Origin of the sequence: Candidatus Hakubella thermalkaliphila, from assembly GCF_013281975.1 — a bacterium.
In the GTDB taxonomy this organism is placed as follows: domain Bacteria; phylum Actinomycetota; class Humimicrobiia; order Hakubellales; family Hakubellaceae; genus Hakubella; species Hakubella thermalkaliphila.
The window spans coordinates 1-11,621 of record NZ_BLRZ01000062.1 but is presented as its reverse complement, the minus strand read 5'-3'; the positions used below and the strand labels follow the sequence as shown (position 1 = coordinate 11,621).

Below are 11,621 nucleotides of genomic sequence, written 5' to 3'. Positions count from 1 at the left end.
CAGGTTCAACAGAAAATGGCATCCTGTGAAAAACAATAATACGGTTTACCAGGTATTTTGTCTAGAAAGGAATCGCCCATGCACCGCCGCGCACCACGTCGCATGAAAATTGGGTTATTTTCAAGGGAGACCTAAAAAAGAAAAAAGGTAGTGACAATAAGTTTGTGAAATCTGGCCTTTTTGTACGGCGTCTTGTCCTCTAGTAACCGTTCAGGCTATAATGACTTTCGAGTAATTCGTATTGCAACAAATTGTCTTATTGTATAGCGAGAGGAAGCATAAGAGGGGTGAAAAATGATTAGAGAATATATTGACTCTGCTTTAAGTAGGGCGAAGTATGAAATTATTGATGATGAAGAGCCGTACTATGGAGAGGTTCCAGAGCTTGAAGGGGTATGGGCTACCGGCAAAACACTTGAGGAATGCCGTCATAATTTAGCTGAGGTTATCGATGGCTGGCTCGTAGTAAGACTCAAAAAAGAATTGCCCATCCCCCCAATAGGTGAATACAGACTAGAAGAACTCAAAAGGCTAGAAGTTAGTGGCTGAGCTGTCACCCGTTTCATGGACGAACTTAGTCAAAGGGCTTAGAAAGCTCGGGTTTGATGGGCCTTATCAGGGTGGGAAACACCCCTACATGATAAAAGGTAGTTTGGTGTTAACCATTCCTAATCCGCATCGTGGAGATATTGGGGTAGCTCTCCTCTCACGAATTCTGAGACGAGCTGGCGTCACCAAAGAGGAATGGCTAGAAAGATAATTCAGCAATTTGCTAGCTTGTAGATTAGCAGGCTTTGGAGTTAGGGAAAAATTAAAACAGTCATTCCTGACCGTCCTCACTATCCAGAGCATTATGCTCGATAACTATATCCTTAACCTTGGAGAGCATTTGAAGAAAAGTTAAATTTCGCATGTTATAACCGTATTGCAAAGCCTCTTTTGTCAGATAACCTCCCTCGGCCCTTCCATCCCGTACATAAACGCTGGGGTGAATCCCATCATTGCTCAAACCTTTATTAGGCAATGATTGGAGAGCCAGCCAATAGTCTATTAACGGAATGTTGCGCTCTTAGGCTGTCTCCCGGCTTGTCAAACCCCACCAGCTCCAGCCAGGCGTCCTCTCCTACCTTTATCTCTGCCTCAGCTCTTTCCAAGAAAGCGTAGCCCTCCTCGATCCCCCGCAACAGCTCCTCCCGCACCTCGTGGGTCACGTACACTTTGCCGAACAGCTCACGCAGGATGTCCAGGCGGCCGACCAGACTGAAGTTCGAGAGGACGGTGTTATTAACCACTCTGGCCACGCAGATGCCTCCGTAAGGTGGCTACCTCTTCCAGAGCTTCCTCCCGGGTCTCTGGCCCCAGGCGAAGCTGGATGCCACGGCTTCGCAGGACCTCCTTCATCTGCTCAAAGCTCACTCCAGCCAGGTTCGCTGCCTTGCCCAGGGAGATGTCCTCGGTCTGATACCAGTAGACAGCTAACTCCAGCCTCAGCCCTGGACGTACCTGAAGCAGGCAACGCAAGCTATCTTGTATGACTGCCTCTTCACTGTCATACAGCCCGGCCTTCACAAGATCTTCCGTGCTCAACATCGGTTCAACCTCCTGCCAAATCCAGTAGATTACAAGGGGGCTAGGGACCTTTGACCTTCCCTGCGTGTCAAGAAGGGTCAAGAAGGGCCATAATACCTCCGCATATCCCAAAGGAATCGCCCATGCGCCGCGGCACACCACGTCGCATGAAAATTGGGTTATTTTCAAGGGAGAACCTCTCGATGAATGCATTTACACCGAAGTACGCGCCCTCCCTTCTGAGGCCCACATTGATTTCATCCTCATCTATCACATCGCTGAGCACTATATCTCTGACGATGGTTATTCCCGAGAGGGCGGCTCCGAGGAAAGCCATCAGCGCAATCGCTTGCCAAAGATCGCCTATTACTAAAATTGGAAGGAGAAATATGGTATATAGAGATACAGATAAAAAGAGCGTCTTCTTCGAGCCGTAGCGGACGCAGATTTTCTTCCAAAGTGGATAAAGTACTATTGCCACGGTAAAATTGGTGAGCCACAAAATAGGCACATCCTGCAGGCCTAAGCCAAGCACGTATACCGTCCAAAAAGGAACCATCGCCGAAAGCCAACTCCAGATGAAACATATCATTAAATTGGCAGACGCAAATGTGAAGAAGGATCTGTTCGTAATAGCGAGTCTGAATGACGTAATGAATGGTAGCGCCTTTTCCATGCTGAACTCCCTTCGCTCCCTGCTTCCAAGCAAAGAAATAAAAAAGGCCCCCCCGGCGCAGAAGCCCAGAATTGCACCCGCCCCCGTCCACCCGCCGAAGATCCCAAATCTCCCGGTTAGGGCGTCTACAAACAGCGGCATCGTAGCAAAAGCGATTATTAAACCGACCATCGCGGAAACCTGTCTATAAATAGACACCTCGGCCCTCTCTTTAAGCCCCTCAAACATCTCCGGAAACAGTGATGTATACGAAACAGTGACTAAAGTGTACAGTAATTCGAAAAGTGCTATGATGATTGCGAAATAGAAAAATATCCAAAGATTGAAAGGCACTGCCAGCGGTACGCCTCCGGTGGGTGGGGTCCAAACTAAAACGAAGAGTAATACCATGAGTGGCGTACAGAACAAAATAAATGGTATCCTGCGCCCCCACCGAGTGCGGGTTCTATCTGAGATGTGTCCAGCGAGCGGGTCGTTTATGGCGTTCCAAATGCCGTAGGAAATCAAGAATGCAAGACTAACTAGTGCTGGATCAAGATGTACCACATCAGTATAGAAAAAAATTAAATATGCACCTATCGCGTGAAATAAGAACGCCTGACCGAAATTGCCAAAGCCATACGCAATCTTACCTGGTTTTCCTTTCAAATAAACCAACCATTTCAACCTCCCATGTAGTCTATTATCAATCTCGGGGAAGAAGACTGGTCGTAGAAATTCTTAGCTGCCAGACAATCTTATCCAGCCTTCTCCCTCGAGAAGTTCTCACTATCCTTTCGCGGGGACTCATAGCTGACGAATGAGACGATTCCTCATTCCAAAAATGAGATCTCCTTATAATCTATGCCCTTAAAAGCTCAACTTGATCGTCTTTATCTCAAATCCTTTCACTGTTAAGGGGACTTTAGAATTTAATTCCATTGGCAGCTCTTTCTTGGGTTCCTCATTCAAATTCGTCTCCATCACTCTCTTGAGCTCCTTATACATCTCAATATAGCCTTCAACTGTCCTATCCACGATGTTATAAAGTCGGACGATCAGTGAATTATCCTCCTCTGCCTTCTTGATCGCGCTTATTACCAACTCATCAGGTTCAACAGATAAAAAGCTGAATTCTTGTGGGAGTTTACCTTTGCCCTCAATCCTGGAACCTATGAGAGGGGTATTAAAATCTATGGCCTGCTTCCAAATCTGAGCCTCCTCCCACGTCCTGCAATAAGGAAGAATGGAGTATTCGAATTCATGCTTTCCTATACATTGGGCTCCTAGTGTCTCATAGCTGGGTCCAGCAACGTGAGCTTCCCTCGTTTGAAGATCATCCCTGTAGAGCCAGCCAACGCACCTCAACAGAGTAAGGTAGATCTTTCCATCCTCTGTAACCTCATATTCGGGGAGGCCCTTGTTTAAGATTGCTATTCCCTTTTCACCATCTTCGACTATTACAAACCGAGTCTGGGGATGCGTTGGGCTCGGCTTCTCGATCCAGCCCTCACCTTCTGGGGTCTCAGTCGGACGATGTATTACGCTAAAGGCGCTCTCTGCTATCGACTCTTTCGTCTTGATCCCGGTAGGAAATACAGCTCTTAGCCGATGATCCTTCGCTTCATTCCCCACTATAGTCCTGATATCTATCCTCCTCACCCCTTTCTGCAAAGTGACGAAGCTTACAATCCTCTCATCCACCCTCTCCTTGCCCCTGCCCCTCCTATCTTTGGTTAGGCTCTTTGGAAGTTTCAAAGTCTGGTCTACGCGGATGATTGCCCTATCCGGCCCATCCTCTATCAACCTGATATCCGCTTTGATACCCTTGGAGGTGAAGACCTCCTGCTCTTCGGGAGGGGAGTAGTTATACTCATCACCAGCATCCCCAGAGTCCTCGAAGTGGTTAAAATTCCTATAAATTTCTCCGGTTCCCTTATCCTCTATGATCAAAGATCCATCATCTTGTGCTCTTACTTTGTAAAACTCGTTTTCAATAGTCTTATCATCCACTGCCAAGCCTTCTCCTTGCTCCTCTGGGCCCGGGGTGAGTTTATACACCCTATATCCAAAGGGAGGCAGGTCCTCAGCTCGGAAGGAGATCACTTTCTGTAAGAGCAATTTGACCCCATTCAGAATGTCCTCTGGAATTAACTTCTCACCTTCAATCTTAAAAGGGATCATCTTTCCGGCCAGATCCTTCAGGACATAACCGTTCAACTCGATCTTCTCCTCCAAGGGCATCGAAGTCCTCTTGCCGTATTGAGAATTGACAGTGGGATTTATGCTCACTACCACCCTGTCGGTCCTCCTCCATTGGCTGGGGTTGAAAACGAGGATCGGTATCTCCCCATCTTTACCTTCGAAATTTACCCGCTCTCCTATCTCTCGGAGACCGTCCTTGATCAGCTCCCTAGCGATCTGCTGGGCCTGTCTGAACCTGGATTCCATTTCATCATGGACCTGATCGATCCCGCAGCCGCAGATCGAGTCATGGGCGTGATTCTTCAAAACGAGCTTCCAGGCCTCCTGGAAAAAGCCACTTGGGTAATCCTTGCCTAAAACCCACTTAATAGCCGAGATCCGCTCAGCACACCTTTCCAAAAGAGTCTCTGTCTTAGCATTCATCTGTTTCAAATAAATTCTTGAAGATAAAACCCCCCTAAGCACGGGGAAATACTTGCTAGATCGAAACTCCCCTCTAAACTTGCTCAACTTTGGTTTCTTCTTCCTCACCTCATTGACGAAATCAGAAAGCGTGCCCTGGATGATCTCATCAGGGAGTTTCTCATTTACGCCTTCACTAATTTCCGTTAGATTGGGTTGAGGGGCCAAGTGGTCGCCACCGTTCATCAGCAACAGGGTATCAGTTGAGGCTTTCGAGAGTATAAAATCTCGGAGATCAAAGAAATCCCTAAATTCTTCTCCTGTAATTCTCTTAAGTAGATCAGCTAACCAGGAGGGTAATTTTATGTCCTTAGGATTCGGCCTCATAGTGTTTACATTACCATAACCGGCAGCCAAATAATGGGTGAGCACTCTTGAGCCATCCGGAGCCTCCCAGTAGAACTCCGTTTGGCCTACTTCATCACCTACCCCCCGCATGATAAATGCAGTATCTATATCAAAACCCTGCAGAATCTGGGGCATCTGAGAGATATGACCGAATGAATCCGGTAAATAGCCATGTTCCATGACGTTGCCGAACTCTTTCCCGACCTTGTGCCCAAGCATCAAATTCCTTATTAAGGACTCCCCGGAGACCAGGAATTCATCCGGTTGGGTATACCAAGGTCCGATGTTTATCCTCCCTTCCTCTATCCATTTCTTTAACCTTTCCTTATTTTCCGGGCGTATCTCCAGGTAGTCCTCCAACACCACAGTCTGACCATCCAGCATGAAGTTCACGTAGTCTCTATCCATCTCTAGTATATCAAGGAGTTGATCTATCAACTTCACAAGCTGGTACCTGAACTGCTGAAATGTGAGATACCACTCACGATCCCAATGGGTATGAGCGACGACGATTAACTCTGCATGCTTCCGGCGCTTATTCATGCCTCACCTACCTAATAGATCGGATTAGTAACTATTTATAATTAGCGCTTCATCAGAAATTTACGTTCCCATCTAAACATAGGTTCCGTATTTGCCCCTTGCTTCAACCAATGCCAGCAGATTAGCTTCCGGAGTATCAGCAGCGATATCGCACCCAGGACCCAGGGCAAAACTGCATTTCCCCCTGGCAGTGTCTATTGCGTCTTTCACCATTTTATCCACTTCCTCGGGAGTCCCCATCAGGAGAGTGCGAGTATGGTCTATGCCCGTCATGATTGGAATTTTATCCCCAAAATTTTTCACAGCCTGTTCAAGCGAATAAGGGCACATCGGCCCCCAATACTGGATTTCGTTTATCAGGTGGCCAAACTTTTCTACAATATAATCTAAGGCAGGATTCGGCGCACAGATATGAGTTGTGATAGGTACATCTTTGCCAGTCTTTTTCTTTATATTCTGCTTTACTTTAGTAAAACAGGCTATGTCCGTCTCGGCCATAACATCCCACCACTCCTTCGGACACATATCCCAATCATATTGACTCATCGCCCAACAGATGTTGGTGATGTTTGGCTCCATGGCCTCTACGCATCCAGTTATGAAATCCGCAGTATAATCCACCATCACCTCGCGCAGGGTCTTAAAAACAACTTCCGGGAATATGAGTATATCTCTCATTACTTCCGGAACCCCTACCAACATGCCGAGCATGCCCGGCGGTCCGTACCACCCTTGCCGACATAATATCTCGCCGCCGACCGCCTCTGTGTAAATATGACACGCTTCCTTCATTATCTTGGCGCTCTCTGTGCTCCAGGGGTCACGATACTCTATCCGCTTGTAAATTTCCGGGTTCGGACGCTTCCTGGCCGGGTAGGGAGCCGGTTGGACTATCCAGTCAAGAACCTGGAACTTCAAACCCAATGCTTCCACTGGCCACCACATATGGGTGCCGATACCCGACATATCTGGTTTAAAGCGCCTCACGTACTCTATATGACCCTGGGCTATCTTCTTAGGGTCTTTTACGAACTCCGGCCAACGACAACCCACAAACTTACGGGACAGGTCCGCTGATTGGTGCCAGATGGGAATCTTATCCGGTTGCTCCATCCTTAAATACTTCAATGCTCTTTCTAACCCTGTTAGCTCTGCCATCTCTCTTTCCGCCTTTTCATTTCTTTTACTAATCTGTTAACCTCTCTTACCGCTCCGACAGCATCTTGGGCCCAACCATCCGCCTTCATCTCATCAGCCCAGCGCTGCGAAGTAGAGATGCCTCCCACTAACAATTTTACTCTATCCCTTAGTCCCTCCTTTTCCAACAACACTTCTACCTCCTTTTGTAGCGGAAGGCAAACTGCAACAAGCGCACTTAAACATATAATGTCCGGCTTTACCTCTTTGACTTTCTCAATAACCATCAGAGGAAGAACTGTCTCTCCCAGATCATAGAGCTCAAATCCATCGTTCATCAGCAAGCATTTAACAAGCTGCTTTCCGAAATAATGCATAGAACCCATCGTAGCTATGATTACCTTACCTTTTATTTCAGCGGGGGGTTCAAGTAGACCATGGATGGCTTCATTTATACTGGTCAAAGCATACAGATGGGGCAGACAATATTCTCGTGTTTCCCATTTCTTACAAGCATCACTCATGATCCGGGTGAAACAGTCCCTTATCTGAGCGGAAGGGACATTCGCTCCCAGTGCCTTTTCCACCGCGTCTTCAGCATCAAAGAAATTAAACTTTAGACACGCTTCGCGTATCTCTTCCAGGTATTCCTCTTTTTGTCGAGTAGAACTCATAGCTCTTACTCCTTTCGAAATAGTTTCATCCCCTTTCTTCCATCAGCTTTTCAAACTCTGCGGCAGCCTCCTTGGCCCTTTCGATGGAGAGGGAAGCATATCCAAGGCGACCTTGACCCGTTCTTTGCTTTCCAAACCAAATCGCTCCTTCGCCAGTACTTCTTCTCTAAGTTGGGTAACCCAGAGTATAGATGCTCCTGCCACCTTCAGCCAAAGGACCTTTAATGACCGCCTCGATCTCTTCTTTGGGCCTTTGAGTCATCTCCTCGATGGGCGGGAGCTTGCCTGGGGGAAAGGCGGCTCGAATGTCATCATGCAGGCGTACCATATAATCCAAAAGAGCCTCCAGGCCCTCTCGGGCCTTCTCGGCCTCAGCTAAAGTAGCTTGGCCCACCACTCCCTCGGGATAAGCAGCCACTTCAATAGGACCCAGGCCCACATGACCATACCAGGCAATGGGCCGCTGCAAGAGATTGCCAGCCCTATCCACATGACCCTCGGGCAGATATCCTCTGGGTTTGGTGTCCACCGCTGCCTCCATATCCATTAGCTCCGGAAAAAGGGCCAGACACCAGGAGGTCTCCACCTCATCGGCGTGGATGAAGTGGGTCTCGTAGCTACCTCCCTCTTCTTTGGTCTTAAAGTGCTCGGGAATAGCATGATACCAGTTTAGATTAATAAAAATCCCTGGTACCTGATAGCGCTTGGCAAACTGGTGGATGGCCGTGGGAATGACGTACTCCTGGCCATGACCGTTGAGCAGGATCTGCTTACGGAAACCCATGTTCCACAGTCCGGCTATTACGGCTCGGAGCTGGCCTAAGAAGATCTCCTCAGGTACAACGATGGTCCCCGGCATACCCATATGATGATAGGGATGAGAACCGTACCAGATGGGCTGAGCCACGGTGCAGCCCACTTTTAAGGCTACCAGCTCGGCCATACGAGTGACCAAAAAGGTATCCTCACCCAGAGGAGCGTGGGGACCATGAGCCTCGGTAGAGCCCACCGGAACAATGATAATATCGTTCTCTTTGAGACGCTTCTCCACCTCCCCCCAGGTCATATTCTGAAGATAAACCCCGCTTGCCTTATCTAGATGTCCGCCCTGAGGCGGGATCTGCCACTTGGACATTAGTTTTCTCCTTTCTATTACCCACAGTACGGTGCTGTTGATCAATTAATGAGATGATGAGAAGGGGCGCGGGCCTCGTAGGCCGAACCCTCAAGAATGATCTAGAACCTTTTCTCGCATTAGACCAAAATTCATTAAGACGCATCACTTCTCCTACTTAACTCAATCTGGAGAGGATATTGACCGTATTCCTGGGCCGCCTCAAACATAGCTACTATGTTCTCTGGCGGAACATCGGCTTGAATATTGTGAGAGGCCGCCAGGATATAACCTCCACCTGGACCAAGAGAGGCTATCCTCTCCTTTACCTCTTCTACAACATCGTCAGTAGTCCCACGCGGGAGTACCGTCTGCACGTCCACACCCCCGTGGAAAGTAATCGACTGTCCATAAACCCTTTTAAGCTCCCAGGTGTCCATGCCCTCAGCTCGTGGCTGGATCGGATTCAAGATATCCACACCAATCTCGATCAAATCACCAATAAGAGGGAAAATAGCTCCGCAGGAATGGTGGAAAACTTTAGCCCTGGTCTTACTCTTGATAAGCTCGATCACCTTTTGATGACGCGGTTTGATATACTTGCGGTATAAGTTGGGAGGCAAAAGCATTCTGTCCTGCATCCCCAGATCGTCACCCTGAGCAATGATCTGGATGTAATCACCTACTGTATCAAGATACTCTCCAAACCAGGCCAGAAAGTATTCCGTAATGCCATCTAAAAGTATGGTAGCAAACTTGCTATGGGTTCCCAGGTCGATATAGAAATCCTCAAATCCTCTTGTCCAAAGGGCCATCTCCAGAATGCCGCCTGAGGCTGGGTCTGCTACCAGAGCATAATCTGTATTCAGATAGAGATCTCGGGCCTTTTCCCGAAGACCCCTGGTCTTGCCAGGGTCGTGAGGATCCGGCCAGCGGTAGGCTTTGAGATCTTCCAGACTGGCCCCCTCAAGAGGGTGCTCCACCATATCATAGTAATAGGCAGCTCGGCGCCATTTGATGCCCCACTCGTCCACAAAAGCATGCTGGGTGGCTCCACTGGCGTAGTCTTCGTAAGACGCGTGAGGATCGCCAAAAGAGGGCTCTTCATAGTTATCTGGTGGGCCAGCCCGAATATGGCGGAAGTCAGAGCCAAATCTCCTCAGAATCTCCTCACGAGGTTCGGCCAGTTGCTGAACACGATCGCTAATGTTGATGGGTAGATCAGCTCGGTCCAGATATCCTAAAAGCCTGCGATAGGCAAACCGGGAGACGCCCGAAAGGATACCGCCCAAATCTATGGGCACCCGATCTGGCTCCTGATGGTTAATAGCTGCAAGAACCCTTTCGCGGGAGGTCATTTCATTCAACGCAAATCTCCTCCGCCCTTGCATAGTCTTCTAGAAGTCTCTCGCTCCTTCCATCCTCGCCATACGCAAGTGGTCAGGGCGAGGAATCACTTTGAGGAACGAAAACTACCTTCAACGGCTATTTCATCGCTAATCTCAGCCGGGATCTTGCAGACATGACTTCCTGGCTTTATGTACATATATTCTGCCCAACCTCCAAAAAGATGAGGGGGAGCATCACATTTCATGTGCCCGTAACTTTCAATATTCTCACACCAGGTGTAATGAAAGCCATGGCGACACTGATAGCAGTAACCGCAAACAATATCCGGACTAATAACCACCCGATCTCCTTCAGAGAGGGCTTCTCCATAAAATTCCATCTCTCTCCTGGCTTTAGGAGTAATCTCTACCACTACTGCTACGCTTTCGTGTCCAGGTATCACCGGATAAGAACCAAAAATCTCCCGTTCTGTTCCTGCGTACTGCACCGACTCTCCTCTGAAAGCATGCTTGTCTGTTCCACAGATACCTGACATTATGGGGCGGACAATCATAGCTCCATCTTCTAAATGATCTGGGAAGGGGAATTCTCTTATCTCTATCTTACCCTGCTCTGGCATAACTACAGCTTTCACTTTTTTGCTCATTTGCTCTCTCACTTGGAATTTTCCGATTTAGCCATTACTTTGCCACTGCATATTATCTCTGTGACATCATCGGCTGATACCTCTTTCTTGATGCACTCTCCTATCTTGACCCCTTTGTCTAAGAACACAAATCTATCAGCGACCGGATACACATGGTGTACGTTATGGGATATGAATATAAGTGAAGCTCCCAATTCCCTTGCTCTTTCCATGTACCCAAGCACTGTTCTTTGCTCTCTGACTGACAGGCTAGTCAAAGGCTCATCTAAAACGAGGAGCTTCACTCCAAAGTACATACACCTTCCTATAGAGACTGCCTGTCTTTCTCCTCCGGATAAAACCGCTACGTGTTCATTCGTGGACCTTACTCTTATGCCGATTTGATCCAACTCCTTCTTACACTCGTTATTCATCTTCTTCATATCCAGTAATCCAAATAAGCCTATCTTCCTGACTGGTTCTCTTCCTAAAAAGAAGTTCCTTGAGATATTCATCAAATTTATTAACGACAAGTCCTGGTAAACTGTCTCAATTCCCATTTTTCTGGCCTGTCGGGGTGACGAAAAATTTACCCTCTCTCCCTCAAAGTAAATTTCGCCTTCATCAGGAGGAAATATGCCTGTCAGGATCTTTACCAGAGTAGATTTGCCTGCTCCATTATCTCCCAGCAGCCCTACGATTTCTCTGCGACGAACAGTAAAGTCGACATCTTTTAATGCTTGGACCTCTCCAAACTTCTTTCTTATCTTTATCATCTCCACTAAGCACTGATCCTGATGCATGAGTTTGGATTCCCCTCCTTACTTAGACAAAGAAGATCATTCTCTTATCCCCATCATTTTGAGATGGATTGTTGCAGCTACTATTAACCCTACAACGTCATTTACCTGAATACATACAATATGTTGTGGTTCAATT

Annotated in this window: 13 protein-coding genes; 2 read left to right on the top strand and 11 right to left on the bottom strand. The window is 47.7% G+C overall.

The window, feature by feature from the left end:
* Positions 1-294 precede the first annotated feature (294 nt).
* Entirely contained in the window at positions 295-549 is a 255-nt protein-coding gene (locus tag HW443_RS06825; RefSeq protein ID WP_176236178.1) for a type II toxin-antitoxin system HicB family antitoxin, read from the top strand.
* A complete protein-coding gene (locus HW443_RS13940; protein ID WP_176226585.1) occupies positions 542-760 on the top strand; it encodes a type II toxin-antitoxin system HicA family toxin in 219 nt (72 codons plus the stop codon). Before HW443_RS06825 ends, HW443_RS13940 begins: the two co-directional genes overlap by 8 nt.
* Before the next feature lie 60 nt (positions 761-820).
* Here the strand turns inward: HW443_RS13940 and HW443_RS06815 are convergent, their stop codons facing one another.
* From HW443_RS06815 to HW443_RS06765, 11 genes are all read right to left on the bottom strand, one after another.
* A complete protein-coding gene (locus HW443_RS06815) occupies positions 821-1,024 on the bottom strand; it encodes a hypothetical protein (RefSeq protein ID WP_176226584.1) in 204 nt (67 codons plus the stop codon).
* Positions 1,017-1,301, bottom strand: a complete 285-nt coding sequence (locus HW443_RS06810) for a hypothetical protein (RefSeq protein WP_176226583.1) — start codon at positions 1,299-1,301, stop codon at positions 1,017-1,019. The genes HW443_RS06815 and HW443_RS06810 overlap by 8 nt, the downstream gene beginning before the upstream one ends.
* Positions 1,285-1,590 (bottom strand): UPF0175 family protein, encoded by a 306-nt coding sequence (locus HW443_RS06805; protein WP_176232051.1) that lies wholly within the window; start codon positions 1,588-1,590, stop codon positions 1,285-1,287. The genes HW443_RS06810 and HW443_RS06805 overlap by 17 nt, the downstream gene beginning before the upstream one ends.
* Positions 1,591-1,657: 67 nt before the next feature.
* The gene (locus tag HW443_RS06800; RefSeq protein ID WP_176235539.1) at positions 1,658-2,902 is read right to left on the bottom strand and encodes an MFS transporter; all 1,245 of its coding nucleotides are present in this window, start codon (positions 2,900-2,902) and stop codon (positions 1,658-1,660) included.
* Positions 2,903-3,094: 192 nt separating this feature from the next.
* A complete protein-coding gene (locus HW443_RS06795; RefSeq protein WP_176231118.1) occupies positions 3,095-5,782 on the bottom strand; it encodes an alpha-mannosidase in 2,688 nt (895 codons plus the stop codon).
* Between the two features lie 72 nt (positions 5,783-5,854).
* Entirely contained in the window at positions 5,855-6,940 is a 1,086-nt protein-coding gene (locus tag HW443_RS06790) for a uroporphyrinogen decarboxylase family protein (protein ID WP_176231117.1), read from the bottom strand.
* Complete coding sequence (locus HW443_RS06785; protein WP_176231116.1) at positions 6,928-7,593, bottom strand: cobalamin B12-binding domain-containing protein; 666 nt, start codon at positions 7,591-7,593, stop codon at positions 6,928-6,930. Before HW443_RS06785 ends, HW443_RS06790 begins: the two co-directional genes overlap by 13 nt.
* A 166-nt stretch (positions 7,594-7,759) precedes the next feature.
* On the bottom strand, positions 7,760-8,728 hold the full coding sequence (gene iolN, locus HW443_RS06780) for a 3-dehydro-scyllo-inosose hydrolase (RefSeq protein WP_176231115.1): 969 nt from the start codon (positions 8,726-8,728) through the stop codon (positions 7,760-7,762).
* A gap of 134 nt (positions 8,729-8,862) precedes the next feature.
* Complete coding sequence (locus tag HW443_RS06775) at positions 8,863-10,065, bottom strand: uroporphyrinogen decarboxylase family protein (RefSeq protein WP_246273210.1); 1,203 nt, start codon at positions 10,063-10,065, stop codon at positions 8,863-8,865.
* Positions 10,066-10,160: 95 nt separating this feature from the next.
* Positions 10,161-10,703: an alcohol dehydrogenase catalytic domain-containing protein gene (locus tag HW443_RS06770; RefSeq protein ID WP_176231113.1), complete on the bottom strand. Its 543-nt coding sequence runs from the start codon at positions 10,701-10,703 to the stop codon at positions 10,161-10,163.
* 8 nt (positions 10,704-10,711) lie between these two features.
* Positions 10,712-11,485 carry an ATP-binding cassette domain-containing protein gene (locus HW443_RS06765; RefSeq protein WP_176231112.1) on the bottom strand — a complete coding sequence of 258 codons (774 nt, stop codon included), beginning with the start codon at positions 11,483-11,485 and terminating at the stop codon, positions 10,712-10,714.
* Between the last annotated feature and the right edge of the window lie 136 nt (positions 11,486-11,621).

Bases quoted from the DNA above. Each gene is read 5' to 3' on its own strand.
- HW443_RS06825 (WP_176236178.1), top strand. From the start codon at position 295: ATGATTAGAGAATATATTGACTCTGCTTTAAGTAGGGCGAAGTATGAA.
- HW443_RS06805 (WP_176232051.1), bottom strand. From the start codon at position 1,590: ATGTTGAGCACGGAAGATCTTGTGAAGGCCGGGCTGTATGACAGTGAA.
- HW443_RS06795 (WP_176231118.1), bottom strand. From the start codon at position 5,782: ATGAATAAGCGCCGGAAGCATGCAGAGTTAATCGTCGTCGCTCATACC.
- HW443_RS06790 (WP_176231117.1), bottom strand. From the start codon at position 6,940: ATGGCAGAGCTAACAGGGTTAGAAAGAGCATTGAAGTATTTAAGGATG.
- HW443_RS06785 (WP_176231116.1), bottom strand. From the start codon at position 7,593: ATGAGTTCTACTCGACAAAAAGAGGAATACCTGGAAGAGATACGCGAA.
- iolN (WP_176231115.1), bottom strand. From the start codon at position 8,728: ATGTCCAAGTGGCAGATCCCGCCTCAGGGCGGACATCTAGATAAGGCA.
- HW443_RS06775 (WP_246273210.1), bottom strand. From the start codon at position 10,065: ATGACCTCCCGCGAAAGGGTTCTTGCAGCTATTAACCATCAGGAGCCA.
- HW443_RS06770 (WP_176231113.1), bottom strand. From the start codon at position 10,703: ATGAGCAAAAAAGTGAAAGCTGTAGTTATGCCAGAGCAGGGTAAGATA.
- HW443_RS06765 (WP_176231112.1), bottom strand. From the start codon at position 11,485: ATGCATCAGGATCAGTGCTTAGTGGAGATGATAAAGATAAGAAAGAAG.